22 protein-coding genes are annotated in these 25,756 nt (G+C 69.8%); 13 read left to right on the top strand and 9 right to left on the bottom strand.

What is annotated here, in order from left to right:
* Positions 1–8 precede the first annotated feature (8 nt).
* The 3 genes from E0H92_RS14605 to E0H92_RS14595 all read left to right on the top strand — a co-directional run bounded on the left by E0H92_RS14605 (position 9) and on the right by E0H92_RS14595 (position 4,275).
* On the top strand, positions 9–1,361 hold the full coding sequence (locus E0H92_RS14605) for a hypothetical protein (RefSeq protein WP_131496629.1): 1,353 nt from the start codon (positions 9–11) through the stop codon (positions 1,359–1,361).
* A 69-nt stretch (positions 1,362–1,430) separates the two neighbouring features.
* A complete protein-coding gene (locus E0H92_RS14600; RefSeq protein ID WP_131462051.1) occupies positions 1,431–2,909 on the top strand; it encodes an amino acid permease in 1,479 nt (492 codons plus the stop codon).
* Positions 2,910–2,970: 61 nt separating this feature from the next.
* Positions 2,971–4,275, top strand: coding sequence for a hypothetical protein (locus E0H92_RS14595; protein ID WP_131496628.1), 1,305 nt, complete (start codon positions 2,971–2,973; stop codon positions 4,273–4,275).
* Between the two features lie 51 nt (positions 4,276–4,326).
* Here the strand turns inward: E0H92_RS14595 and E0H92_RS14590 are convergent, their stop codons facing one another.
* The gene (locus tag E0H92_RS14590) at positions 4,327–6,438 is read right to left on the bottom strand and encodes a 3-hydroxyacyl-CoA dehydrogenase NAD-binding domain-containing protein (protein ID WP_131496627.1); all 2,112 of its coding nucleotides are present in this window, start codon (positions 6,436–6,438) and stop codon (positions 4,327–4,329) included.
* Positions 6,435–7,634 carry a thiolase family protein gene (locus tag E0H92_RS14585; RefSeq protein ID WP_131496626.1) on the bottom strand — a complete coding sequence of 400 codons (1,200 nt, stop codon included), beginning with the start codon at positions 7,632–7,634 and terminating at the stop codon, positions 6,435–6,437. Before E0H92_RS14585 ends, E0H92_RS14590 begins: the two co-directional genes overlap by 4 nt.
* Before the next feature lie 167 nt (positions 7,635–7,801).
* On the opposite strand from E0H92_RS14585, the gene E0H92_RS14580 reads away from it, so the two are divergent.
* The 5 genes from E0H92_RS14580 to E0H92_RS14560 all read left to right on the top strand — a co-directional run bounded on the left by E0H92_RS14580 (position 7,802) and on the right by E0H92_RS14560 (position 11,530).
* Positions 7,802–8,476 (top strand): hypothetical protein, encoded by a 675-nt coding sequence (locus E0H92_RS14580; protein ID WP_131496625.1) that lies wholly within the window; start codon positions 7,802–7,804, stop codon positions 8,474–8,476.
* Positions 8,473–9,153 carry a dienelactone hydrolase family protein gene (locus tag E0H92_RS14575; RefSeq protein ID WP_131496624.1) on the top strand — a complete coding sequence of 227 codons (681 nt, stop codon included), beginning with the start codon at positions 8,473–8,475 and terminating at the stop codon, positions 9,151–9,153. Before E0H92_RS14580 ends, E0H92_RS14575 begins: the two co-directional genes overlap by 4 nt.
* Positions 9,154–9,155: 2 nt before the next feature.
* Positions 9,156–9,644, top strand: a complete 489-nt coding sequence (locus E0H92_RS14570) for a glutathione peroxidase (protein WP_131497426.1) — start codon at positions 9,156–9,158, stop codon at positions 9,642–9,644.
* A gap of 90 nt (positions 9,645–9,734) precedes the next feature.
* On the top strand, positions 9,735–10,325 hold the full coding sequence (locus E0H92_RS14565; RefSeq protein WP_131496623.1) for a helix-turn-helix domain-containing protein: 591 nt from the start codon (positions 9,735–9,737) through the stop codon (positions 10,323–10,325).
* Positions 10,322–11,530, top strand: coding sequence for an MFS transporter (locus E0H92_RS14560; RefSeq protein WP_131496622.1), 1,209 nt, complete (start codon positions 10,322–10,324; stop codon positions 11,528–11,530). Before E0H92_RS14565 ends, E0H92_RS14560 begins: the two co-directional genes overlap by 4 nt.
* Here E0H92_RS14560 and E0H92_RS14555 read toward each other — a convergent pair.
* Both E0H92_RS14555 and E0H92_RS14550 read right to left on the bottom strand, forming a co-directional pair.
* Positions 11,527–12,780 (bottom strand): ribonuclease D, encoded by a 1,254-nt coding sequence (locus E0H92_RS14555; RefSeq protein ID WP_131462043.1) that lies wholly within the window; start codon positions 12,778–12,780, stop codon positions 11,527–11,529. The two genes, E0H92_RS14560 and E0H92_RS14555, sit on opposite strands and share 4 nt — an antisense overlap.
* Positions 12,777–13,379, bottom strand: coding sequence for a DUF3000 domain-containing protein (locus tag E0H92_RS14550; RefSeq protein ID WP_131496621.1), 603 nt, complete (start codon positions 13,377–13,379; stop codon positions 12,777–12,779). The genes E0H92_RS14555 and E0H92_RS14550 overlap by 4 nt, the downstream gene beginning before the upstream one ends.
* A gap of 117 nt (positions 13,380–13,496) precedes the next feature.
* On the opposite strand from E0H92_RS14550, the gene hemE reads away from it, so the two are divergent.
* Genes hemE through E0H92_RS14525 form a run of 5 tightly spaced genes read left to right on the top strand, consistent with a single transcriptional unit; the run spans position 13,497 to position 17,526 of the window.
* The gene (hemE, locus tag E0H92_RS14545; RefSeq protein ID WP_238152692.1) at positions 13,497–14,567 is read left to right on the top strand and encodes a uroporphyrinogen decarboxylase; all 1,071 of its coding nucleotides are present in this window, start codon (positions 13,497–13,499) and stop codon (positions 14,565–14,567) included.
* Positions 14,554–15,051: a GNAT family N-acetyltransferase gene (locus tag E0H92_RS14540; protein WP_131496620.1), complete on the top strand. Its 498-nt coding sequence runs from the start codon at positions 14,554–14,556 to the stop codon at positions 15,049–15,051. The genes hemE and E0H92_RS14540 overlap by 14 nt, the downstream gene beginning before the upstream one ends.
* A complete protein-coding gene (gene hemG, locus E0H92_RS14535) occupies positions 15,048–16,457 on the top strand; it encodes a protoporphyrinogen oxidase (protein WP_131496619.1) in 1,410 nt (469 codons plus the stop codon). The genes E0H92_RS14540 and hemG overlap by 4 nt, the downstream gene beginning before the upstream one ends.
* Positions 16,454–17,149 (top strand): hydrogen peroxide-dependent heme synthase, encoded by a 696-nt coding sequence (gene hemQ, locus E0H92_RS14530; protein WP_238173432.1) that lies wholly within the window; start codon positions 16,454–16,456, stop codon positions 17,147–17,149. The genes hemG and hemQ overlap by 4 nt, the downstream gene beginning before the upstream one ends.
* Positions 17,149–17,526: a VOC family protein gene (locus tag E0H92_RS14525; protein ID WP_131496618.1), complete on the top strand. Its 378-nt coding sequence runs from the start codon at positions 17,149–17,151 to the stop codon at positions 17,524–17,526. Before hemQ ends, E0H92_RS14525 begins: the two co-directional genes overlap by 1 nt.
* On the opposite strand, the gene E0H92_RS14520 is transcribed toward E0H92_RS14525, so the two are convergent.
* From E0H92_RS14520 to E0H92_RS14500, 5 genes are all read right to left on the bottom strand, one after another.
* Positions 17,523–19,559, bottom strand: a complete 2,037-nt coding sequence (locus E0H92_RS14520; protein ID WP_131462038.1) for an AAA family ATPase — start codon at positions 19,557–19,559, stop codon at positions 17,523–17,525. The genes E0H92_RS14525 and E0H92_RS14520 overlap by 4 nt on opposite strands.
* 63 nt (positions 19,560–19,622) lie before the next feature.
* On the bottom strand, positions 19,623–20,039 hold the full coding sequence (msrB, locus tag E0H92_RS14515; RefSeq protein WP_131295559.1) for a peptide-methionine (R)-S-oxide reductase MsrB: 417 nt from the start codon (positions 20,037–20,039) through the stop codon (positions 19,623–19,625).
* Between the two features lie 74 nt (positions 20,040–20,113).
* On the bottom strand, positions 20,114–22,498 hold the full coding sequence (locus E0H92_RS14510; protein WP_131496617.1) for a lamin tail domain-containing protein: 2,385 nt from the start codon (positions 22,496–22,498) through the stop codon (positions 20,114–20,116).
* 72 nt (positions 22,499–22,570) lie between these two features.
* Entirely contained in the window at positions 22,571–23,932 is a 1,362-nt protein-coding gene (locus tag E0H92_RS14505; RefSeq protein WP_131496616.1) for an adenylate/guanylate cyclase domain-containing protein, read from the bottom strand.
* Positions 23,925–25,652 (bottom strand): NAD(P)/FAD-dependent oxidoreductase, encoded by a 1,728-nt coding sequence (locus E0H92_RS14500; protein ID WP_131462034.1) that lies wholly within the window; start codon positions 25,650–25,652, stop codon positions 23,925–23,927. The genes E0H92_RS14505 and E0H92_RS14500 overlap by 8 nt, the downstream gene beginning before the upstream one ends.
* Positions 25,653–25,756: the final 104 nt, after the last annotated feature.

Here is a 25,756-nt window from a genome sequence, read left to right as displayed (position 1 = left end):
GACCCGAAGTGAGTGCGACGACGCCCAATTCCGGTCCGCCGGGACCCCGCCGCTGGCTGGGTCTGCTGGTGGCGGTTGCCCTCGTGTCGGGCGGTGTCGTCTACACCGTTGAACAGCGCGAACAGGACGCCGACGAACGGGCCACCGCCACGCAGACGGTGTCGCCCGCCCCGCCGAAGTCCACGAAACCGTCCCGGATCGCGGCCGCGGTCGCCGCCCGGCGGGTCGCGATCGACACCATCCTGATCCGCCGCGCCCAGGCCGTGCAGACCGGCAACGAGGCGCTGTTCCTGGCCGACGTCGACCCGGCGAACAAGAAGCTCCGCGCCGCGCAGAAGATCCTGTTCGCGAACCTCGTCGAGATCGGCTTCACCGAACTCGGCTACAGCCAGGCCGAGGAGCGTTTCAACCCGTCCGTCCTCAAGGCCCACGGCAGTACGACGTACCTGGTCCGGATCCTGATGCGGTACCAGATCCCGAAGGTCGACTTCACGCCGGTGACGACCGAACTCGGCTACACGTTCATCGCCCGCGGCGGCCGCTGGCTGCTCACCGCCGACGACGAACTCGACGACGACCTCGGGCCGGGTGCGCATCGCGAGGCCTGGGATCTCGGCCGGATCGAGGTACAGCGCGGACCGCGCGTCCTCGTCGTCGTCGAGAAGGGCGACACGACCCGCGGCCGGGCGATCGCCACCGAAGCGGCCGAGGGGCTGCACGAGGTCGCGACGTACTGGCCGCTGAAGTGGACCGGCTCGGTGTTCGTGATCGCGCTCGACGAGACCGAGGTTCGCGACGCCAAGTTCGCCGACGAGGACATCGAATCCGCGGCGAGCACCGGGACGACGTTCTCCTCGCTGCCCGGCCAGGACACCGCGGACGGCACGGTCGCCGGCGGGTACGTCGTGATCAACCCGAACGAGCGCGACCGCGTCGACGAGATCCTGCTGTCGCACGAGATCACCCATGTCGCGACCGCGGATCTCGGCGGGTACGAACCGCTGTGGCTGGCCGAGGGCGCCGCGGAGTACGTGTCCTGGCGCGGGATCGAGGCCGTGAGCGGGCCGGGCGAGGTTGCCAAGTGGGAGCAGGAGGTCGTCGACGACGCCGTACCGCAGCTGACCTCGCTGCCGAGTGACGCGGGCTTCTACCAGAACTCCGCCGATGTGTACGGCGTCAGCTGGCTCGCGGTCCGCTTCCTCGTCCAGCGGATCGGGCTCGGCCAGGTCGAGGAGCTGTACGAGGACATGGCGCGCAACGGCACCGACCAGGCGTCCCGCGACCGCATCCTGCTGAGCCGGACCGGGCTCACCGAAGCGACCCTCTGGACGTCACTGACAACATACCGTCCACAACGCTGAGTGGCGGTTTGACCTCGCGCTGTCAGAGGAGCAATCTCGATTGGGTCCGTCCACATCGAGGAGGCGCAGATGAGTCTTGTGCGGAAGAAGACGATCGAGCAGTCGATCGCCGACACCGACGAGCCGGAGTACCAGCTGAAGAAACGCCTCACAGCGGTCGATCTGACCGTCTTCGGCATCGGCGTCATCATCGGCGCCGGCATCTTCACCCTGACCGGCCGCGCGGCCAAGCTGTACGCCGGACCGGGTATCGCACTGTCCTTCGTGCTGGCCGCGATCTGCTGCGCGCTGGCCGCCCTGTGCTACGCCGAGTTCTCCTCCACCGTGCCGGTGTCGGGTTCGGCGTACACGTTCTCGTACTTCTCGCTCGGTGAGATCTTCGCCTGGATCATCGGCTGGGACCTGCTGCTCGAGCTGATGCTCGGGGCAAGCGTCGTGGCCCAGGGCTGGTCGACGTACGCCGCCTTGTTCCTCGACCAGATCGGGTTGGGCTGGCCGTCGTCGATCGGCCCGGACAGCAACGTCAACGTGCTGGCGATGCTGCTCGTCGTGGTGCTCGCGACCCTCGCCACGATCGGCATCAAGGAGTCCCTGCGGGTCAACCTGGTGCTGGTCGCGATCAAGCTGTTCGTGGTGCTGTTCGTGATCGTCGCCGGCCTGTTCTACATCAAGGGCTCGAACCTGACGCCGTTCATCCCGCCGAGTGTTCCGGCTCCCGACGGCGGCTCCGATATCACGACACCGCTGATCCAGTGGATCTTCGGTGCTCCGTCGACGTTCGGCGTGATGGGCCTCATCTCGGGCGCGTCGCTGGTGTTCTTCGCGTTCATCGGGTTCGACGTGGTCGCGACCACGGCCGAGGAAGCGAAGAACCCGCAGCGCGACCTGCCGCGCGGCATCATCGGCTCGCTGGCCATCTGCACGGTTCTCTACGTGCTGGTCTGCATCGTCATCACCGGCATGGTGAAGTACACCGACATCAGCGGTGAGGCCGCGCTCGCGGAGGCGTTCCGGTCGGTCGGCCGCGGCGGCTTCGCGACCCTGATCTCGGCCGGCGCCGTCGCCGGTCTGACCACCGTCGTGCTGACGCTGATGATCGGCGCCGCGCGCGTCGTGTTCGCGATGAGCCGCGACCACCTGATGCCCCGGCAGCTCGGCAAGACGCACGCGAAGTGGGGTACGCCGTACCGCCTGACGATCGGTATCGGCGTCGTCGTGGCGATCGTGGCCGGGGTGACGCCGATCGGCAAGCTGGAGGAGATGGTGAACATCGGCACGCTGGCCGCGTTCACCCTGGTGTCGATCGCGGTGCCGCTGCTGCGCAAGAGCCGCCCGGACATCAAGCGCTCGTTCCGGGTGCCGGGCAACCCGGTGATCCCGATCCTGGCGGCGCTGATCTGCCTGTACCTGATGCTGAACCTGTCGCTGGAGACCTGGCTGCGGTTCGGGATCTGGATGGTGCTCGGCTTCGTCATCTACGCCGTGTACGGCTACCGGCGCAGCCGCGTCGGGCTGCAGGAGCGCACCGGCGAGGAGCAGCGAGCCTGATCCGGTCCCCGGGGACGGTCGGCTGCGGTTAGGATCAGCCGACCGTCCGAGGGGGACACCAATGAATCACCAGAAACGCCTGTTCGCAGGCGTTGCCGCGCTGGCGCTGACCGCGTCCGGCGCGGTTGTCGCTGTCCGGGCCCTGCACGGCGACGGACCGGCCGGCGGCAGCGCTGTCGCGGCGACGCCGAGCACAGCCGGAAGGACGCCGGGGGAGTTGCGCGCGGCCGAGAAGGCGGCGCGGAAGAAGGCTGTGGACGCGGTGCTCGCGCGTCGGGCCGTGGCTGTCCAGAAGGGCGACCTCAAAGGGTTCCTGGGCACCGTCGACCCGAAGCAGACCGCGCTGGTGGCGCGGCAGCGGCTGCTCTTCACCAACCTGCGGAAGTTCGGTTTCAGCACGCTGCAGTACTTCACCGTCGACACGTTCGAGCAGGTGCCGACGATGGTCGAGAGGTTCGGCGCGGCGGCGTACTCGACGCGCGTCATGATGCGGTACCAGATCGCCGGGCTCGACCCGCGGCCGGTGCAGACCGATCTCGGGTACACGTTCGTGCGGCGGACCGGGGCCTGGGTGCTCGTCGACGACACCGCGACCGACGAGTTCCTGTCCGAGGCCGGGCATCGCCAGGCGTGGGACTTCGACGAGGTCCAGGTGGTCCGGCGGGACAAGGTCGTCGTGGTCGTCGACAAGCGCGAGGCGAGCCTCGGCGTCAAGGTCGCGAAGGTCGCGGACCAGGCCGTGACGTCGGTCCGCAGGCACTGGAAGCGGCCGTGGAACGGCGCGGTGCTGGTCGTGGCGATGCCGCAGGAGCGCGTGATGTCGACGCTCTGGACGGCCGGCAGCGGCGACGGCTGGACGATCGCGGCGAAGGCCGTGACGCTGTTCGAGGGGGAGCAGCTGGGCAAACCGATCGGCCGCCCGATCGGGAGCCGCATCGTCGTCAACCCGGCCCTGCGGAAGAAGCTCGAGAAGGACCTGCTCGTCCACGAGATGACGCACGTGGCCACTGCGACGCTGGGCCTCAACGCCCCCATCTGGGCCGTCGAAGGCCTCGCCGAGTACGTCCGCTGCCGCTCGATCGAGGACGACCCGCACTGGTCCGTCGACCCGTACCGCAAACGCGTCCGCACCAAGTACCTGCCGAAGCTGACCGCACTCCCCAGCGAAAGAGTCTTCGCCGACGACGCCGACCAGGCCTACGGAACCAGCTGGTGGATCGTCGAATACCTCGCCGACAAACTAGGCGAAAAGAAACTGGCCACCCTCTACACCGACCTCTCCCAACACGGCGAAACAGTCCTGAAGAAGGACACCGGCCTCACCGCAGCCCAAATCGTCACCGGCGCCAAGAAGTTCAAGGGCTGAAGCTGCTGGGGGCCGGACCGGGCTTCCGGCTCCGGACCGACCCCCAGCGGATCAGGCGAGGCTTGCGATGCCCTTGGGGAGGAATCGGGTGCCGTTGACCTTTTCGGCGATGCCTGAGCGGTCGAGGTACGGGGTGATGCCGCCGAGGTGGAAGGGCCAGCCGGCGCCGAGGAGGAGGCAGAGGTCGATGTCCTGGGCCTCGGCCACGACGCCTTCGTCGAGCATGATCTTGATTTCCTCGGCGAGCGCGGTGAGGACGCGGGTGCGGAGTTCGTCGGCGGTGGACGGCTTGTCGCCGACCGTCACCAGCGCCTCGACCTCCGGGTCCACGACCGGCTTGCCCTCGGGCCAGATGTAGAACGAGCTCTTGCCCGCGGCGACGACCTTCGCCAGGTTCTCCGACACGGCGAACCGCTCCGGGTACGCCCGGTTCATCGTCTCCGCGACGTGCAGCGCGACCGGCAACCCGACCAGCTGCAGCAGCACGAACGGCGGCATCGGCAGACCGAGGGCGGACAGCGCGCGATCCGCCTCGAGGATCGGCGTACCTTCGTCCACGGCCGCGCTGACCTCACCGAGGAAGCGGGTCAGCAGCCGGTTCACCACGAACGCCGGCGCGTCCTTCACGAGCACGCAGGACTTCTTCAGCTTCTTGCCGACCGCGAACGCCGTCGCGAGCGACGCGTCGTCGGTGCGGTCCGCGCGGATGATTTCCAGCAGCGGCAGCACCGCGACCGGGTTGAAGAAGTGGAACCCGACGACCCGCTCCGGGTGCTCCAGGTCCGCGGCCATCTCGGTCACCGACAACGACGACGTGTTGGTGGCCAGGATCGCGTCCGGCCGGATGATCTTCTCCAGGTCGGCGAAGATCGTCTTCTTCAGTTGCAGTTCCTCGAACACGGCCTCGATCACGAAGTCGGCGTCCGCGAACGCGCCCTTGTCCACCGACCCGGTGACGAGCGCCTTGAGCTGGTTCGCCTTGTCCGCACGGATCCGGCCCTTCCCGAGCAGCTTGTCGATCTCACCGTGCACGTACCCGACGCCGCGGTCCACGCGCTCCTGATCCAGATCGGTCAGTACGACGGGAACCTCGAGCCGCCGCGCGAACAGCAGCGCCAATTGACCCGCCATCAGCCCGGCGCCGACGACGCCGACCTTCGAGACCGGCCGCGCCAGCGACTTGTCCGGCGCACCGGCCGGCCGCTTGGCCCGCTTGTTCACCAGGTCGAACGCGTAGAGGCCGCTGCGCAGCTCCTCGCTCATGATCAGGTCGGCGAGCGCCTCGTCCTCGGCCGCGAACCCACGATCGCGGTCGTTGTCCTTCGCCGCCGCGATCAGGTCGAGCGCCCGGTACGGCGCCGGGGCGGCACCGCTGACCTTGACGTCGGCAAATCCCTTGCCTCGGGCAACAGCCGCGTCCCACGCGTCGCCGCGGTCGATCTCCGCCCGCTGCACCGTGACCTCACCGGTCAGCACCTTCGAGGCCCAGATCAGCGACTGCTCGAGGAAGTCCGCCGACTCCAGCAGGACGTCGCCGATGCCGAGCTTCACCGCCTCCGGACCGCTGAGCATCTTGTTCTGGTTGAGGGCGTTCTCGACGACGACCTTCACGGCGTTGTCCGCGCCGATCAGGTTCGGCAGCAGGAAGTTACCGCCCCAGCCCGGGATCAGGCCGAGGAAGACCTCCGGCGTCGACAGCATGCCCGCGGCGACTGACACCGTCCGGTAGGTGGCGTGCAGCGCGACCTCGAGCCCGCCGCCGAGCGCGACGCCGTTCACGAACGCGAACGACGGCTTGCCACCGTCCACGAGCTTCCGCATCACGCCGTGCCCGATCTTGCCGAGCGCCAGCGCCTGCTCCCGGTCGGTCAGCTTCGGTACGCCGGTCAGGTCGGCGCCCGCGGCCAGGATGAACGGCTTACCGGTGACGCCGATCGCCACGATCTCGTCGCGGGCCAGGGCCGCGTCGATGGCCGCGTTCAGCGAGCCCAGGCCCTTCGGCCCGAAGGTGTTCGGCTTGGTGTGGTCGTGCCCGTTGTCCAGCGTGATCAGCGCCATCGTGCCGGCCTTGTTCGGCAGCACGACGTCGCGCGAGTGGGCCAGCGTGACAACCTCGTCGGTCGACAGAGCAGAAGCGCTGTCGATCAGTTCCTGCAGGCTCATGCGTTGGCACCTTCCCAGTTCGGGTTCTCCCAGATGACGGTCCCGCCCATGCCGAGGCCGACGCACATGGTGGTGAGGCCGTAGCGGACCTCGGGGCGCTGCTCGAACTGCTTGGCCAGCTGGTTCATCAGCCGGACCCCGGACGACGCCAGCGGGTGGCCGAAGGCGATCGCGCCGCCGTACGGGTTGACCCGCGGGTCGTCGTCGGCGATGCCGTAGTGCTCCAGGAACGCCAGCACCTGGACCGCGAACGCCTCGTTGACCTCGAAGGCCTGGATGTCGTCGATGGTCAGGCCGGCCAGCTTCAGCGCCTTCTCGGTCGCGGGGACCGGCCCGAAGCCCATCACCTCGGGCTCGACGCCGACGAAGCCGTACGAGACCAGCTTCATCTTCGGCTTCAGGCCGAGCTCCTCGGCGGCCTCGGCCGACGTGATCAGCGCGGCGGTCGCACCGTCGTTGATACCCGCGGAGTTGCCGGCCGTGACCCGGCCGTGCGGACGGAACGGGGTCTTGAGCTTCGCCAGGTCCTCCATGGTGGTACCCGGGCGCATCGGCTCGTCGGTCGTCGCGTAGCCCCAGCCCAGCTCGGCCGACCGCGTGGCGATCGGCACCAGGTCGGGCTGGATCAGGTCGTTCGCGTACGCCTTCGCCGCGCGCTCCTGGGAGGAGACCGCGAACGCGTCGGCGCGCTCCTTGGTGATCGAAGGGAACCGGTCGTGCAGGTTCTCCGCGGTCGACCCCATCACCAGCGCCGACGTGTCGACCAGCTTCTCGGAGATGATCCGCGGGTTCGGGTCCACGCCCTCGCCCATCGGGTGGCGGCCCATGTGCTCGACGCCGCCGGCCACGACCACGTCGTACGCGCCGAAGGCGATCCCGGCGGCGGTGGTGGTGACGGCGGTCATCGCGCCGGCGCACATCCGGTCGATCGAGTAGCCGGGCGTCGTGTTCGGCAGGCCGGCCAGCAGCGCGGCGGTCCGGCCGATGGTCAGGCCCTGGTCGCCGATCTGGGTGGTGGCCGCGATCGCGACCTCGTCCACCCGCTCCGGGGGGAGACCCGGGTTGCGCCGCAGCAGCTCCCGGATGCACTTGATCACCAGGTCGTCGGCGCGCGTCTCGGCGTACTGGCCCCTGGCCTTGCCGAACGGGGTGCGAACGCCGTCGACGTACACGACGTCGCGGATCTCACGGGGCACGAGCGCTCCTCTAAAGGGTCGGGAAAGCTACCCCGATGCTACCCATGAGTAACAGAACTGCCAAAGTCCCCGCGCCTGTGGGTCGGCTCACAAATCCGTGACCCGTGGCAAAGCGGGCCGAATGAGCGCATGCTGGTGGTCAAGGTCCGCGTTACTGGAGTTGTTCCATGAACAATCTTGATCTGTCCGTGCCGGTCCTGAGCCGGGGGAAACATCGCAGTCCGCGTAAAGGCGCCTGCTTCATGGAGTTCGCGTCCTACCTGGCCGGGGAGCCGTGGTCGGACCACCCGTCGTGTACGCATGCGCTGCTGGCCGGCGTCGCGCGCGACGTGAACGACTGCACGACGGATTCCGGCCGGTCCCGGCTGGCTCCGTTGATCCCGTCGGTGATCGGCCTGACCCCGGACGACCCGCACGTCGTACCGCGGGTGACCGCGCGCTGCATCCAGCACGCGCTGCCGGTCGTCTCGCAGGAACGCCAGTACATCCTGGCCGTCGCCTTGCTGGTGGGGGAGAAGCAGCTCGCGTCGCTCGACGGCCGCCCGCCCGACGACATCGAGCCGGAGTCGCTCGCAGTGCTGGAGTCGGTCCCGTCGGCCGCCAAGTGGGCGCGGTCCTTCACGTCCCGCGCGCGCCGTGCGACCCCGGACTTCGCCCGCCGTACGGCGCCTCGCGCAGTGTCGTGTGCGGTCGAGGGCATCTCGCAGGCCTGCGTACCGGATCCGGACGATCGGCTGTACCAGCTCCTCCTCGACGCCATCGCCGAGACCAAGGCGTGGGTGCCCGCACCCGCCCCCGAGCCAGAACCGATGACGCCCGAGGTCGTACGCTTCACCGTGTGACTCCGGAGATCGAGACAGGTTCAGGTCTGCTGCCGGTCCACGAGTGGGGATCTGCCGACGCCGAGGCACCGGGAGTGCTGCTGCTGCAGGAGATCTTCGGGGTCTCCGACTACATCAAGCAGCGTGCGGCGGACCTGCACGCCCTCGGGTACTACGTGATCGCGCCGGAGATCTACTGGCGGCTGGACGACACGGAACTGGACGAGTCCTCCCCGGAGTTGCTGCCGCGCGCGATGGGCATCGTCGGACGCCTCGACTGGGATCAGGCGGTCAAGGACTCCGTCGCCGCGCTGGAGTACCTGCGGGCGCGAGGTCAGGGCACCGCGGTCGTCGGCTTCTGCTTCGGCGGCGGTCTCGGCTTCAACGTGGCCGCCGTGTCGTCGCCGGATGTTCTCGTCAGCTACTACGGTTCGGCGCTGCCCGGTCTGCTCGAGCTCGCACCGAAGGTTCGCGCGAGCAGCCTGCACCACTTCGGCAACACCGACGCCTACCTGGACGTCGACGCGATCGTCCCCGGGCTGGGCAGTGACGATCAGGTCGAGATCCACCGGTACGACGGTGCCGGTCACGCGTTCGACAACCCGCTCCCGATGTTCCACCACGCAGAGGCGTCCGCGCTGGCGTGGCGACGTACCGAAGACTTTCTTGCCCGTCACCTCCCAACCTCCCAAGGATGAGCATGAGCCTGTACGACATTCCGCTGACCACTTTGTCCGGTGCGCCCACCTCGCTGGGTGAGTACAAGGGCAAGGCCGTGCTGGTCGTGAACGTGGCGTCGAAGTGCGGTCTGACGCCGCAGTACGAGGGCCTGGAGAACCTGCAGAAGAAGTACGCGTCGCGTGGCTTCACCGTGCTCGGCGCCCCGTGCAACCAGTTCGGCGGCCAGGAGCCCGGCACGGCCGAGGAGATCGACACCTTCTGCTCGACGACGTACGGCGTGACGTTCCCGATGCTCGACAAGCTCGAGGTGAACGGCGACGGCCGGCACCCGCTCTACGCCGAGCTCACGCAGACCCCGGACGCCGAAGGCGAGTCCGGCGACATCCAGTGGAACTTCGAGAAGTTCCTGCTCACCCCCGAGGGCGCGGTCGCGGCCCGGTTCCGCCCCCGCACCGAGCCGGAGTCCGACGAGGTCGTCGCCGCCATCGAGTCCCAGCTCCCGGCCTAGCCGCCACCCTGGATCCCCGTCGCGGGTCTGCGGCGGGGATTCTTTGTGCACGGCATTGCAACAACTCTTTCGAAAGAGTACTTTCGATGCATGCCGAACCCCCATCGCCGCTTGAGCGACCCTCGCGAGCTGAATGCCCTGGCCCATCCCGTGCGGATGGCGATCATCGAGCTGCTGTCGGTCAGCGGGCCGCTGACCGCGACCGAGCTGGCCGACCGGCTCGACGAGACACCTGCCAACTGTTCGTGGCACCTGCGCAAGCTCGCACAGCACGGTTTCGTCGAGGAGGCCGCGGGCGGGAAGGGCCGGCAGCGGCCGTGGCAGGTGCCGGGGCTCGGATTCCGGTGGGACGACGAGCACGCGTCGGCCTCGATGGACGAGCGGCGGGCCGCGGAGGCGTTGTCCGAGGTGGCGATGGGCCGCGCGATGGACCGGCTGCGGGAGGCACAGCAGCGCGCGTCTGAGGAGCCCGAGGAGTGGCGCGCGGCGCAGCGCAACACCGAGATGGTGGCCTGGCTGACGGCGGACGAGCTCAAGGAGATGAACGACGCGATCGTCGCGGTGCTCGATCGCCATGCCGGGCGGCTCACCGATCCGGCGCAGCGGCCGGCCGGATCCCGGCTGTGCGAGTTCGTCGCCTGGGGCATGCCGACGTACTTCCCGGGGGTCGAGCCGGCATGAGGAAGCTGTTCGCGCAGCCCGGGTTCCCGCGCCTGTTCGCCGGGCTGAGTACGTCGATGCTCGGCGACTCGGTGATGCTGCTGGTGCTGAGCATGTGGGTGAAGACCCTCACCGGCTCCAACGCGCTCGCCGGTCTGACGTTCTTCTTCATGGTGCTGCCGGCGCTCGGGGCTCCGGTGCTGGGCGTCTGGGTGGACCGGCTGCCTCGCAAGGGGATCCTGGTCTGGGGCAACTTCGCCAGCGCGGCCGCGGTCCTCCCGCTCGTGCTCGTGCGGGACGCGGGCGACGTGTGGCTGATCTGGGTCGTCGCGTTCCTGTACGGCGTCTCGTTCGTCGTCCTGCCCGCCGCGCTCAACGGGCTGCTCAAGGAACTGCTGCCGGACGAACTGCTCGTCGACGCGAACTCCAGCCTCGCCACGATCAAGGAGGGGTATCGGCTGTTCGGGCCGCTGGTCGGGGCCGCGATCTTCGCCACCGCGGGCGGCTGGCTGGTGGCTGTCGTCGACGCGGCCTCGTTCGTGGTCGCCGGGCTGCTGATCGCGACGATCAAGGTCACCGAGACCCCGGCTCCCGTCCAGAGCACGTTCCGGGCGGACCTGCTCGGCGGTGTCCGTTTCCTGTACGGCGACCGGGTGCTGCGGCACGTCCTCGCCGGTCTCGCCATCTCGATCCTCGTGATCGGCTTCTTCGAGTCGTCGATCTACGCGCTGATGGATGCCTTCGGCAAGCCGGCGACCTTCTCGGGTGTCTTCGTGACGTGCCAGGGCGTCGGCGCCGTGATCGGCGGTCTCACCGCGAGCCGCGCCGTACGCCGCCTCGGCGAGATCGCCACCTGCACTCTCGGACTGATCGCCCTGGCCGCCGCCACCGTCGTCTGCGCGGTCGCGCCGAGTATCGCGGTGGTGCTGGTGGGCGCGGGCATCTGTGGTCTCGGGCTGCCGTGGACGTTCGTGGCGTTCACAACCCTGATGCAGCGGCGCTCACCGAACCACCTGATCGGCCGCGTGTCGACCGCGGTCGAAGTCCTCGTGTCCACGCCCCAGGCGATCTCGCTCGCCGTCGGCAGCCTCCTGGTCAGCCTGCTCAGCTACCGCCAGATCTTCGCCATCATCGCCACCGTGATCCTCCTCGGCGCCCTCCAGATCGCCCTGACTCTCCGCACCGAGATCCGCCAGCACGCCACCGCCGAGGAGTCGGTGGTTTAGTCGAGGGACTTGGCCTCGGAGGTCATCGCGTCGGTGAGGACTTCCGCGGTGAGGGCGATCTGCCAGGCGCGGGCGTGGTGGTCACGGAGGAAGGTGCTGACCACCTCGAGGTTCACGTCCGGCGGCGGCGACCAGGCCAGGCGGCGGATTGTGTCCGGGGCGAGCAGGTTCTCGGTGGGGAGGCGGTGCGCCTCGGCGATCTCGGCGACGGCGGTCCGGGCGGCCGACAGGCGCGCTGCGGCATCCGGGTCGCGGTCGGCCCAGGCGCGGGCCGGCGGCGGGCCGTCGTACCTCGGGCCCTGCTTGGGGAGCTCGGAGTCGGGGAGCTTGCGGGCGTGGTCGATCGCCTCCCACCAGGTCCGCATGTGGCGGTGCGCGCCGCGGCCCTTGAAGGCGGTGAGCTTCTGCAGCGTGTCGCGCTCGGCCGGCATCGCGGACGCCGCCTCGACGATCGCGGCGTCCGGCAGCACCCGGCCGGGGGAGATGTCGGCGGACTCGGCGATCTGGTCCCGGGCCTCCCACAGCGCCCGGACGACGGCCAGACTGCGGCGGTTCCGGACCCGGTGCATCCCCGACGTACGGCGCCACGGGTCCGGTTTCGGCTCCCGCGGGGGAGCGTCCAGGATCGCCGCGAACTCCTGCTGCGCCCAGTCCCACTTGCCTTCGCGGCGCAACTCCTGCTCGATCGCGTTCCGCAGCTCGATCAGCATCTCGACGTCCAGCGCGGCGTACACCAGCCACGGCGCCGGGAGCGGACGGGTCGACCAGTCGGCCGCGGAGTGCTCCTTGCGCATCCGGTAGCCGAGTACTTCGCTGACGAGCGAGGCGAGCCCGACCTTCGGGTACCCGAGCAGGCGGCCGGCCAGTTCGGTGTCGAACACCTGCCGCGGCACCATCCCGACCTCGGCCAGGCAGGCCAGATCCTGATTCGCGGCGTGGATGATCCACTCGGTGTCGACGATCGCGTCGCCGAGCGCGGACAGGTCGCCGAACGGGATCGGGTCGACCAGCGCGGAGCCGGAGCCCTCACGGCGCAGCTGGACGAGGTACGCGCGGTGCGAGTAGCGGTAACCCGAGGCACGCTCGGCGTCGACCGCCACCGGACCGGTGCCGGAGCGGAACGCCTCGACCGCCTCGGACAGCACGCTGTCGGTGTCGATCACCTCGGACAGCCCGTCCCTGAGCTCGAGCAGGGGCAGTTGGGCGGCCGGGTCGGCCGATTCGGAGGGCTGGGTGTCAGCTGGGCTCATCGGCCCCGCTGTCCACGCCGGGTCGGCATCGCGACCACCCCCGGCGGCACCGGTGGCAGACCCGCCGCCGTACAGAGCACTTCGCCCCAGGCCTCGGCGTGGCGTGTCACGTCGACCAGCCCACCTGCGCCCGGCACGGGACTCCAGGACGCGCGGATCTCGATCTCCGCCGTCGCGTCGTCGTCGGCCATCCCGCCGAAGCTTTCCGATACCACCCTGGTGACGGTACCGCTCGGGGCCAGGAAGTCCGCACCGCGGTCCGCCAGGGCCTCCATCAGCCAGGTCCAGCCCACGCCGCCGAGCAGCGCGTCGGTCACCATCTCCGGTTCGACGGCGGCGCGCACGTATGCGACACAGCGGAAGGTCGACTGCCAGGCGTCGTTCCCGGCCGGGTCGTAGAGGACGACCAGACGGCCGGTGGCGATATCGTCACCGTCGACCGTCACGTCGGCGCTGACCGCCGCCGCATGCGGTGCGATCCGCTGCGGTGCGGGCATCTCCTCGACGAAAACCTCGGGCCGGAACCGGGCACCTCGTAACTGCGAGACTGCCTCGGCGAACTCCGCGGGTGGCGCGTCGACCTGCTTGCGGGCACCCATGTCGGCAGCCTACGACTGATTACTCACCGCCGCCTGCTAAGACGCGCCGGTAACAGCACGCGACCGGGTCACCCGGGTGCCGATCGCGCCGTGATCACAGCGTGGGATCATCGCTGTGTGCCAGTGACGCCACTCTCCACTCCGGACCGTTCCGCCTATCTGCTCGCCGCCCGGGGTGAGCCGGTGCCGCACACTCCGGTGTGGTTCATGCGGCAGGCCGGGCGGGCGCTGCCCGAGTACCGTGCCGCCCGCGAGGGCATCACGATGCTCGAGTCCTGTACGCGGCCCGACCTCGTCGTCGAGATAACGCTGCAGCCGGTCCGCCGTTACGGCGTGGACGCGGCCATCTTCTTCTCCGACATCGTCACCCCACTCCAGTTCGCCGGTTACGACATCGAGATCAAGCCTGGTATCGGCCCGGTGTCGGCGGACCCGATCCGGGACGCTGCCGGGGTAGCGGCAGTCCGCCCGGTCACCGCGGCCGACGTGCCGTTCACCACCGAGGCCATCCAGCAGCTCGTCTCCGAGCTCGGCGGTACGCCGTTGATCGGGTTCGCGGGTGCGCCGTTCACGCTCGCGTCGTACCTGGTCGAGGGTGGGCCGAGCAAGGACTTCGCGAAGACCAAGGCGATGATGCACGGTCAGCCGGACCTGTGGCACGCGCTGGCGGACCGGCTGGCCGATGTCGCGATCGCGTTCCTGTCGGTCCAGGTCGAGGCGGGGGCGTCGGCGATCCAGCTGTTCGACTCGTGGGCCGGCGGGCTGTCGCCGCGGGACTACGAGCGGTTCGTGCAGCCGCACTCCGCGAAGGTGTTCGAGGCCATGAAGGAGTACGGCGTACCGCGGGTGCACTTCGGCGTGAACACCGGCGAGCTGCTCGGCCTGATGAGCGAGGCCGGGGCCGATGTCGTCGGCGTCGACTGGCGCGTCCCGCTGGACGAGGCGGTCCGCCGGGTCACTGCCGCCGGGGGCGCCCCGAAGCCGGTCCAGGGCAACCTCGACCCGGCTCTGCTGTTCACCGGCTGGGAGACGATCGAGCCGGAGATCGACCGGATCCTCGCCGAGGGCAAGGCGGCGCCCGGTCACATCTTCAACCTCGGCCACGGCGTCCCGCCGAACGCCGATCCCGAGGTGCTGCGCCGGATCACGGAGTACGTCCAGGTGAAGTCGGCCCATGTACCTGCCTGACCACGCCGTCACCCTGGAGCCGATGCGGGCCGACCACGAGGACGCCGTACTCGCGTTCGAGCGGGCGAACCGGCAGTACTTCGCTCAGTGGATCTGGGACCGTGGCGACGAGTACTTCGCCGACTTCGGCACGCGCCACGCGGCGCTGCTGGCGGAGCAGGAGGCCGGGATCTGCCGCTTCCACGTGCTCGTCGACGACACCGGCGCTGTCATCGGCCGGGTGAATCTCATCGACCTGGAGAACGGTGCCGCCGAGCTGGGCTACCGGATCGCGGAGCACTGGGCCGGCAAAGGGCTCGCGACGGCGGCTGTCCGGGCGGTGATCGAGCTCGCTCCGACGTACGGACTGACCGCGCTCCGGGCCGGGGCCTCGGACCACAACCCTGCCTCGCAGGCGGTACTGACCCGCGTCGGGTTCCGGGCCGTCGGGCCCAGCAGCACCGACCTGGGACCGGGGAAGAAGTACGAAATGAGCTTGGTATGAACCGGGTGGTCGTGGTCGGTGGCGGGATCAGCGGGCTGGCGGCGGCGTACGCGCTCGCGACCGGGCCGAACCCGCCGCGGATCACGGTCCTCGAAGGGTCGCCGCGGCTCGGCGGGAAGCTCGCCGGGGACGCGATCGAGGGGGTGCCGGTCGACCTGGGCGCCGAGTCGGTGCTGGCGCGGCGGCCGGAGGCCGTCGAGCTGATCCGGGCCGTCGGGCTCGGGGACGAGCTGGTGCATCCGGCGACGACGTCGGCCGGTTTGTGGGTCGGCGACCGGATCCGGGCGATCCCGCCGACCGTGATGGGCGTCCCGGTCGATCCGGCCGCGACCGCCGACGTCCTCGGGGACGCGGCCGCGGAGCAGGTCGCGCACGAGGCCGAGCTGGCGGCGCCCGCGCTGACGGAGGACGTGGCGATCGGGCGGTTCGTTGCCGAGCGCATGGGGTCCGCCGTGACCGACAAGCTGATCGATCCGCTGCTCGGCGGGGTGTACGCCGGGAAGGCCGAGGAGATCTCGCTCGCCGCCGCCGTCCCCGACCTGTACGCGAAGCTGCGGACCGCGCCGAGCCTGCTCGCCGCCACAGCCGAGCTGCGCGAACTAGGACAGAAGCGCGCCGGCCAACCCGTGTTCGCCGGCATCGTGGGCGGCATCAACCGCCTGATCGGCGCCCTCGAGCAGGACCTGACCGCCCGCGGCGTCGAGATCCGCACCAAGCTCGCCGTACGCCGGATCTCGCGGACCGCCGACGGGTTCGAGCTGGAGGCGGGGCCGGTGCCCGCGCCGACGTACCTCACCGCTGATGCGGTCGTGGTCGCCGTACCGGCTGCTCCGGCCGGGCGGATGCTGGGGGAGTTGGTGCCCGCGGCATCGACCGAGCTGGCCGCGGTGGAGTACGCGAGCATGGCGATCGTCACGCTCGCCGTCCGGAAGCGCGACTGGCCGTCGGAGGCCGCCGGGTCCGGGTTCCTGGTGCCGTCCGTCGAGGGCCGGACGATCAAGGCGTCGACGTACTCGCACGCCAAGTGGGCGTGGTCCGCGGAGGCCGGGGGCGAGCTCGCCGTCCTGCGAGCCTCGGTCGGGCGGCTCGGCGAGGAGTACGTGCTGCAGCGGTCCGACGATGAGCTCGTACGGCTTGCGATGTCCGATCTGCAGCAGGCGATCGGACTTCAGGCGCCTCCAGTCGGTTCGTTGGTGACGCGTTGGGGCGGTGGTCTTCCGCAGTACGCCGTCGGGCACCTGGACCGCGTCGACCGGGTGGAGGCCGCGGTCGCCGGCGTACCCGGGCTGGCGGTGTGCGGGGCGGCGTACCGGGGTGTCGGGATCGCCGCGTGTGTGGCCTCGGGCGGCAAGGCGGCCACCCGGGTTCGGGAGCATCTGAACGCATTGGAGACAATGAAGTCGTGACTGGTAAGCCGAAGGCCCGTGAGCTCAACGATGTCATCCGCTACACGCTGTGGTCGGTGTTCAAGGTTGAAACGCCGCTCGGTGACGTCGACCGGGACGAGCTGACCGCCGAGCTGAACGACCTGGTCGGGAAGCTCGCCGCCGACGATGTCGTGATCCGCGGGTTCTACGACGTCGAAGGCTTCCGGGCGGACGCCGACTTCATGATCTGGTGGCACGCGCCGACCTCGGACGCGCTGCAGGAGGCGTACCACCAGCTGCGCCGTTCGCGGCTCGGGCGGCACCTGGCGCCGGTCTGGTCCCAGTTCGCGCTGCACCGGCCGGCCGAGTTCAACAAGAGCCACATCCCGGCGTTCCTGGCCGACGAGGAGCCGCGGCCGTACATCTGCGTGTACCCGTTCGTCCGGTCGTACGAGTGGTACCTGCTGCCGGACGAGGAGCGCCGGTTCATGCTCGCCGAGCACGGCAAGATGGCGCGCACCTACCCGGACGTGCGGGCGAACACGGTGGCGTCGTTCGCGCTCGGCGACTACGAGTGGATCCTCGCCTTCGAGGCCGACGAGCTGCACCGGATGGTCGACCTGATGCGTGACCTGCGCGCCTCGACGGCCCGCCGGCACGTCCGCGAGGAGATCCCGTTCTACACCGGCAAGCGGACCGAGGTGTCCGACCTGATCGCGAATCTGGTCTGATGCACCGCAAGGCGTTTCCGGTGCTGTACGTCTCCGACGTACGCCGGTCCGTCGAGTTCTACACGCTCCTCGGCTACGAACCGACGTACCAGTTCCCGCTGGAGGGCGACCCGCACTACGTTGGCCTGGAGCGCGGCGAGTCGTCCCTCGGACTGTCCGACGCGAACTGGCCCGAGGCCCAGCTCGGCATCACGGTCGGTACGGCGCCGCGCTTCGAGCTGTTCGTGTACGTCGACGACGTCGACGCGGAGGTGGAACGCTTCCGCGCGGCCGGCCACCCGGTCCTGCAGGAGCCGGCCACGATGCCGTGGGGCGAGCGCCAGGCGTACCTCGCCGACCCCGAGGGCAACCCCGTGGCGCTCGCGACCCCGGTCTAGGTCCCGGGCTTCTGCAGCAGGTAGTCCTCGGCACGCATCGACGTCGGGGGCCGGACGTCGGACGGGATCAGCTCGCGCAGGTCCCGCTCGGTGAGCTTGTCCGGGTCGCTGGCCGACAGCCGGGTGGCCTGGTTGGAGACAGCCTCCTCGAGCACGTTCCGGATGAAACGGCCGTTACCGAAGCTGTGGCCTCGCGGCGCGGGCGGGATCACGGCGCGGACCTTGTCCAGCACTTCCTCGCCGTAGATCATGCCCTTCTGCCGGGCCTGCAGCTCGAAGATCGCGACCAGCTGGTCGGTGTCGTACTCGCTGAACGACAGCAGCTTCGGGAACCGGGACTGCAGACCGGTGTTGGACTCCATGAACCGCTGCATCTCGCGGTGGTACCCGGCGACGATCACGATGCAGTCGTTGCGGTGGTCCTCCATCAGCTTCAGCACCGTCGCGACCGCTTCCAGGCCGTAGTCGCCGGGCGTGTTCTCCGGCGTCAGGCTGTACGCCTCGTCGATGAACAGGACGCCGCCGAGCGCCTCGCGGAACTTGGCCGCGGTCATCGGCGCGGTCGAACCGACACCGGCGCCGACCAGGTCGGAGCGGTCGACCTCGACCACGTGACCCTTCTCCAGGACGCCGAGCTGGTGGTAGATCCGGCTGAGCAGCCGGGCGATCGTGGTCTTCGCCGTACCGGGCTTGCCGACGAACACCATGTGCCGCGCCCGCTCGTGACTCGGCAGCCCGAGCTCGGCGCGGCGGAGGTTCGTCTTCACCTCGGCGACCATCCGGCGGACCGCGTCCTTCACCGACTCCAGGCCGATCAGCGAGTCGAGCTCGGCCAGCGGGTTGTCGCTGAAGTCGAGCGGCTTCGGTAGCGGCTCGTCGAGCGTGCCGCCCTCGGCGTCGCCCGCGTTCTCCGCTTCGTCCTGCTTGACGTCCTTCCAGGCGGCCGAGAGCGAGGCCTCCTGGCTGGCCGCGGCCTGGTTCTCCAGCGCGCTCCAGCGTTCCCGGTCGAGCATCCGGAACAGCGTGGTCAGGTCCGGCACCTCCGGCTCCGGCCACGGCGCCCGGTTGAGCACACCGGACAGGTGTACGCCGACCCGCGCGGCGGCGGCGCCCCACGCCCGGGCGAGCGGCGCCTGACCGTTGCGGATCGCGCGGGACATCCACTGGTTGACGTGGCCGTGCCACGTCTGCAGCGTGAACGTCGGGTCGATCTCCTGCAGTGCCTTGTGCACGTCGATTGCGGAGTCGCCGAGGATCTTCGCCACCGGCTGCGGGATTCCGCGCAGCCCGGTCGCCAGGATCAGCTCGGCCAGCACCTGGGCGAAGTCGCCGGCGTACTCGTCCGGGCTCAGCATCAGCATCCGCGCGTGCGTGTCCCGGACCGCGTTCAGCGAGTAGCGCAGGGCGGCGGTGGGGCCGGCGAGCTCGGGGAGTACGGCGCGCTCGGCGTCGGTGAGTGCCTCGGTACGCCAGTACTTCGCGATGTCGTCGTACTCGCCGGTGACGTGCAGTTCGGTCACGTCGCGGTTGGCCAGGACGCGGTCGAACGCGGCGGTCAGGGCCGTGGCGCGGGCGGCCATCGGGGGAGCGTCGACGAACAGCGCGGCGACGTTCCGGGACAGCTGGAGAGCGTGCTTGCGCCCGTTCTCGCGGAAGCCGCGGGCGCCGGCGATGGCCTGCAGGTGCCAGTCGGTCGGCGCCGCGTAGATCACGTGGCCGCTGCCGCCCAGGCGGGAGGACGGCCGGTAGAACTCGTGGGTCAGCTCGGTGGACAGGTCCGCGTACTCACCGTGCAGGACCGGGATCCACCCGGTCAGCAGCGGAGCGACCTGGTGGGTGTACCAGACGGCGGCGGGCGTGCCCTTGATGAAGTCCGGGAACGCCTCGGGGCGCAACGGCCGCAATGCTTCGGGATCGTCGGCCCAGGCCTTGAGCTGCGCCCGGACACGGGTCAGCCACGCGCCCGGCACCTCCCACGGCTCCTCCGCCGCCAGCACATCGAGAACCCGCGGACTACGGACGTCGTCAGCCACCAATTTCCTTCCCCAGGATCCACCAGCCGACCCAGTCTAGAACCCCACCGGGCGACGCGCGGGTCAGGCAGGCGTGAGGGTGAGGCTGATGCTGTTGATGCAGTAACGGAGGTCGGTCGGGGTGCCGTAACCCTCGCCCTCGAAGACGTGGCCGAGGTGCGAACCGCAGTTGGCGCAGCGGACCTCGACGCGCTTCATACCGAGCGTGGAGTCCTCGATGTACTCGACCCGGTCCTCGGCGAGCGGCGCGAAGAACGACGGCCAGCCGCAGTGCGAGTCGAACTTGGTCTCGCTCCGGAACAGCTCCGCGTCACAGGCCCGGCACTTGTACACGCCGACCGTCTTGGTGTCGGTGTACTCACCGACGAACGGCCGCTCGGTGCCGGCCTGGCGCAGCACGTGGAACTCGGCGGGGGAGAGCTCGGCCTTCCACTCCGCGTCGGACTTCTGAACGGCGTACTGCCTGGTGTCATCTGTCACGACCCCAGTATCGGCGACCGGGCAAGGAAAACCCCGCCCGGCCGCCGTACGTAAGACTCCCGAAATCCGCTGGGTTACCGCACCCAGGACGGTAGCGGGATCAGTTTCACCACCTGCGGGTCGTGGTCGGAGATCTGGTCCGGGAACTCCGCGTTCATGTGCACCACGTCGTACGCCGACGCCGGGCGCAGGTTCTGCGAGATCAGGATCTGGTCCAGGATCTGGCTGTTGCCCTCGAACACGTAGCTGTACCGCTCCTTCAGCGGCAGTGTCCGCGGCAGGTCGATCAGCGCGGTCTTGCCGGAGCCGACCAGGATGTCCGCGGTCTCGGACCAGTCGAAGTCGTTCAGGTCACCCAGTACGACGACGTTCGCGCCCTTGTCCTTGGCGAGGATCTGGTCCACGAATCCGCGCACCGAGGCGGCCTGCTGGTGCCGCTTCGCCGCGGTCACCTGCACCGGCGGCTGGAAGCGGCCCCACAGCGGGTTGTCGCCGCCCTTCGAGCTGAAGTGGTTCACGACCACGAACACGGTCTGCCCGTGCCACTTGAACTCGCCCGCGAGCGGTACCCGGGTCGCCGCCCATGCCGGGTTGGCCGGGTCGATCCGGCCCGGCGAGGCGCTCAGGTGCGGCTTGCCGCGGCGATCCGTGACGATCGTGGTCGGCGTCGTCGAGGTCCCGCCGGGCGTGTCGACGAACTTCACCGCCTTGTCGGTCCGGTACAGGAACGCGACCCGGATGTTGCCGCCCGGCTCACCGCCCTCGGCATTGTTCACCGGGTCGATCTGCTTCCACGCGTACTGCGGCCCGCCCGCCTTCACGATCGCCGCGGTCAGCAGACCGAGCGTCTTCTCCGCACTCGTCGTACCGGAGTTGACCGCACCGTCGTCGTCCTGGACCTCCTCGAGACCGAGGATGTCCGGCGACGCGAGGTTGTGCACGACCGCCTGCGCCAGCCCGTCGAACTTGGCGTCACCGTCGGACGGGTCCAGGTTCTCCACGTTGAACGTCGCGACCGACAGTTGGACCGGCGACGAGGCCTTGGTCGTCTCGCGCTTGACCCCGCCGTCGACCACGGTCGGCGTCGTGGTCGGCAGCAACTTGAAGTTGCCGAACGAGTAGTCGAGGACACCCGTCACGACACCTGCCAGCTTGTCGCCGGTCTTCGCGTCCGGGATCGCGGTCAGGACGTCGTCCAGCAGCACCCGCTCCGGGTTGCTGTCGGTCTTCTGCAGCAGGATCCCGCCGCGTACGGTCCGCACTCCCGCACCGGCGGGTACGACGGACAGCTCGCGGAACGAACTCGTCGGGCCGGTGACCTGCGGCTGGTCGATGCCCAGCCACATGCCCTCCAGCGACTCCCAGAAGTCGAGGCCGTCACTGGCGGGGTCGAACGCGGTGCTGGTCGTCTCCACATCGCCGGAGGCGTCGTCCTCGATCACGGTCGACGGCGGAACCCGCCCACCCGGTCCGACGATCGTCGGTGAAGGTACGGCGGCAGTCCCGGTGACGGTGATCTTCGCGTTGGTCAGTTCGGTGGTCGTGAGGTTCGTCGTACCGCCCGAGCCGCCCGGGCGGAACTCCGCGACCGAGCCCGCGACCGTCACGGCGTCGCCCACGGCGACCGTCGGCGCGGCGCTGGTGAACACGAACAGGCCCTCGCTGGTGGCCGGGTCGGCGTCCGGCTGCGGGTCCTGGAACCAGAATCCGTTGCTGCCCTTCACCGTCACCACACCGGTGACGTTCGCGACCAGCTTGCCCTCCAGCGGCGACCGGTGCGCGGCGCCCTGGATGTCGTGGATCTTCGCGTCCACCGGCGGCTCGGCCGGACCGCCGGTCAGGGTGCCCGGCGACGGGTTGCCCGCGGCGAAGTCGACGCTGTTGTTGTCGGTGTCCAGCGCCGGGTCGGTCCGCGCGGCGGAGGTCGTGTTCGACAGGCCCGGCGCGGGCGCGGTCTCGGAGTCGCCCGCGGTGCCGTAGCCGACGTAGTCCTTGACGGCTGTGTCCGCGTGGCAGGTGGCGCCGCAGGCGAGCGCGGTCTGGTTGGTGACCAGGGCAACCTTGCCGGCGGTTGCGGACATCGGGATCGTCCCGGTCACGGCCGGCGTCGGCATCGGCTGGCCGTTGGCGCCGCCGCTCTCCTGAACGAGGTACGCGGTCCCGGGCGCGATACTGCCGGTCAGCTTCGTGACCTGCCACGTCGAGCCTGCCGCCGAGGCGTACTGGATCGACCAGCCGCTCACGTCGATCGGGGCCGAGCTGTTGTTGGTCAGCTCCACGAAATCGTTGGTGTACGGCGCGCCGCTGTTGCCGCCACCGCCGTACACCTCGGTGATGACCACGTCGGTGGACGCGGCGTCGGCAGGCCGTGCGATCAGGACGGCGGTGCCGGCTAAGACGAGACTCGAAGTGACCACGAGTGCGCCCAGGCGGCGCCGTGATCGGTACAGGGCAGACATTCCCGGATTCTCACACCGGCGCGCGGTCCTTCCAAGGTCCAACACATGAACACGGGCCGAAGGCAGGGGTGATCATTCGCCGTGCAACGCCAGCAGCTGGTACACCTCGACCGGCTCGGCCTTTCCCTTCAAGCTGATCAGCCCGAGAAAATCGGTGCTGGCCTCCGGCAGCAGCGCCTTCGTCGCCGGACCGATCGCGACCGCCCCACCCGGCGCCTTCCCCTCGATCCGCGACGCGACGTTCACGGTGTCCCCGATGACGGTATGCGTTCTCCCGCCTTCCGTCCCGAGCAGCGTCACGGACGCGATCCCGCTGTTGATCCCGACCCGGAACCGCGGCCAGCCCGGATGCGCCTCCTGGACGACGGCGGCCGCCTCCTGCAGGGCCAGTCCGGCCTCGGCCGCCCGTTGCGCGTGGTCCGGCTGGTCGCCGCGCTTGTTGAACGTCACCATCAAGGCGTCGCCGATGATCCGGTCCACGTCGCCACCGTGCCGCTGGACGACCTCCGGTACGACGACCTGGAAGTAGGTGTTGAGCATCGCCGTGACCTCGGACGGGTCGTGCTGCTCCGAGAACGCCGTGAAGCCCTGCAGGTCCGCGAACAGCACGCTCAGTTCGCGCCGCCCCGACACCGTGTCCTCCTGGTACAGGTCCGCGAACCGCTCCTCGTACCACTGGATCCGCACCCCTGCGACGACCAGCACGAATGCGCTGAGCATCAGGACGTGCCACTCCCACCACGACAGCGCCCAGTTCCGGGCGAACACCAGCGCGACCATCGCCTCGCCGAGCAGGACGAACGCGGCGATCATCGACAGCAGCATCAGCGACGGCCGGGCCCACCACGTCCGCAGGTACCGCGCGGCGGCGATGCCGTACAGCAGCACCGTGGGTACGGCGAGCGCCGTGAGGATGCCGTCGGCAACTTCCGGGACGGACGTCGCGTGCAGCGGCCACAACCGCAGTACGGAAGCCGCCGCCCACAAGGCCATCAGGACGAGCAGACCGACCCGGAGCCTTCGCCCCCATGCGATACCGGAGATGTTCAGACTCGAGAGGAACGCGAACACCGACGCCAGCGCGACACCCACCGGCGTCGCGAGCGTGAAGCCGGCGTTCGGCGTGTCCAGCAGCACCTTCGGCGTCGCCAGTGCATGCAGCCCGAGAAAGCCCGCCGCGGACAGGAACGCCAGCGATACGAACAGAACCCGCGCATCCCCGCGCCGTAGTGCCGCGGCGCCGGTCATGTAGGCGAGGACGGCGCTCAGCGCGGCAGTCAGCAGCACCAGCCAGAAGTGCGCGGGATGGTGCTCCCAATGCACGTCGAGCCGTGGTTGCTGCAGCACCAGGGCGAGGCCGACGAGCGGCAGCAGCAGCACCAGCGCGGTCAGTCCGACCATGGCCGGCGTGTAGACGAACTTCCGCTCAGGCATCCGAGCGGACCTTGAGGTGGGTGTGGATCTGCGAGACCACGACCGACCCCTCGCCGACGGCCGACGCCACCCGCTTCACCGACCCGCACCGTACGTCGCCGACCGCGAACAGCCCCGGCACCGTCGTCTCGTACGGCTGCGGCGGCCGATCCTCGGGCCACTGCGGATCCGCCGCGGCGTCCGATCCGGTCAGCACGAAACCGTGCGCGTCCCGTCCCACCCCGGCCGGCAGCCAGTCGGTCCCGGGCACCGCCCCGATCATCACGAAGAGCCCGTCGAGCGGGATCGTCTCCTCGTCGCCGGTCCGCCGATCCCGTACGACGACGTACTGCAGCCGCCCGTCGCCGTCGCCGCCGGCCACCTCGCTCGACGCCCGCACGGTGACGTTGTCGGCGGCAACGATCGCGTCGATGAGGTACTGCGACATGCTCGCCGCCAGGTCCTCGCCGCGAATCACCAGCAGCACGCGGCGGCAGTACCGGGCGAGGTGCAGAACCGCCTGCCCGGCCGAGTTCCCGCCGCCGACCACGCACGCATCCCGATCCTGCAGCCCGTGCGCCTCGGACACGCTCGCGCCGTAGTACACCCCGGCGCCGACGAGCCTCTCCAGCGACGGTACGTCGAGCCGCCGATACGAAACGCCGCTCGCCAGCACGACCGCCCGCGCCGTGACCTCCCCGACCGACTCGATCGCGGCGACGAACTCGTCGCCCCGCTTCTCCAGCCGTTCCACCGTCCGCATCAGCACGAAATGCGCCCCGAAGACCCACGCCTGCTGGTAACCGCGCTGGGCCAGCTCCGACCCGCGAATGCCGCGCGAGAACCCGAGGTAGTTGCGGATCAGCGAACTCGTCCCGGCCTGCCCGCCGATCGACTCCCGCTCCACGACGAGCGTGCGCAACCCCTCGGACGACCCGTACACGGCCGCGGCCAGCCCACCGGGCCCGGCGCCGACGACCAGCAGGTCGAACGACCGTTCCGCGTCGGGGGCCAGCGTGGTCGGGACGCCCCACGCCTCGGCGATCTCCGCGTCCGTCGGATCGTGCAGGACCGTGCCGCCGACCGCCGGCATCCAGACCAGTACCCCGTCGCCGGGATCCGGCTCCCCGACGAACTCGAGTACGTCGTTCGCGAGCGCCGAACCGCTGTCCCGGAACGCGCTCGGGATCCCGTTGCGGGCCAGCAGACTGCGGACGGCCTTGCCGCGCACCGACGTACTGGCCGCGATCACGACCACCTCGCGCAGGTTGGCGACCTCGTACCGCGACCACTCCTGGACGAACTCCGCCACCGTCCGGTGGAACAGCTCGTCGTGCGCGATCCACGGCTTCAGCACGTAGTAGTTGATGTCGCCGACCGACATCGCGGTCAGGATCGCCGACGCCGTCGTACGCTCCGCCCACGCGCCCCACTCGATCAGCAGCGCCCGTCGCGCGTCGGGGTGCAGCGTCCGCGACGCCGCGAGGATCTCGGCCCGGTCGTCGTCGGGGAGCAGATGGTCGACCAGCACCACGGCGACACGCTGTTCCCACTCGTGCGCGCGCCGCAGGCAGTCGAGCGCGGCCGCCGCCGTCAGTTCGCCGCGGACACGGAAGTCCGCGCCGAAGCCGCGATCCAGCTCGGTCTCGCACCGTTCCAGACGCTCCGGGTCAGCGTCGACGACGAGAAGAACCGGCCGCGCCGAACGCAGCCGCGGCCCACCCCCGGGTACCCCACCCATGCCAGTGACGGTAGGTCCGCACAAACACCGTGGCAATGGTCAAAACGTTTGAACACGCCGGTCCTGTCCGCCCCAGTGGGACAGGACCGGCTGCTCAGTCGGTC

This window comes from Kribbella speibonae (assembly GCF_004331375.1).
Taxonomy (GTDB): domain Bacteria; phylum Actinomycetota; class Actinomycetes; order Propionibacteriales; family Kribbellaceae; genus Kribbella; species Kribbella sindirgiensis.
The sequence above is the reverse complement of the archived record's forward strand: the minus strand, read 5'-3'. Positions and strand labels throughout refer to the sequence as shown.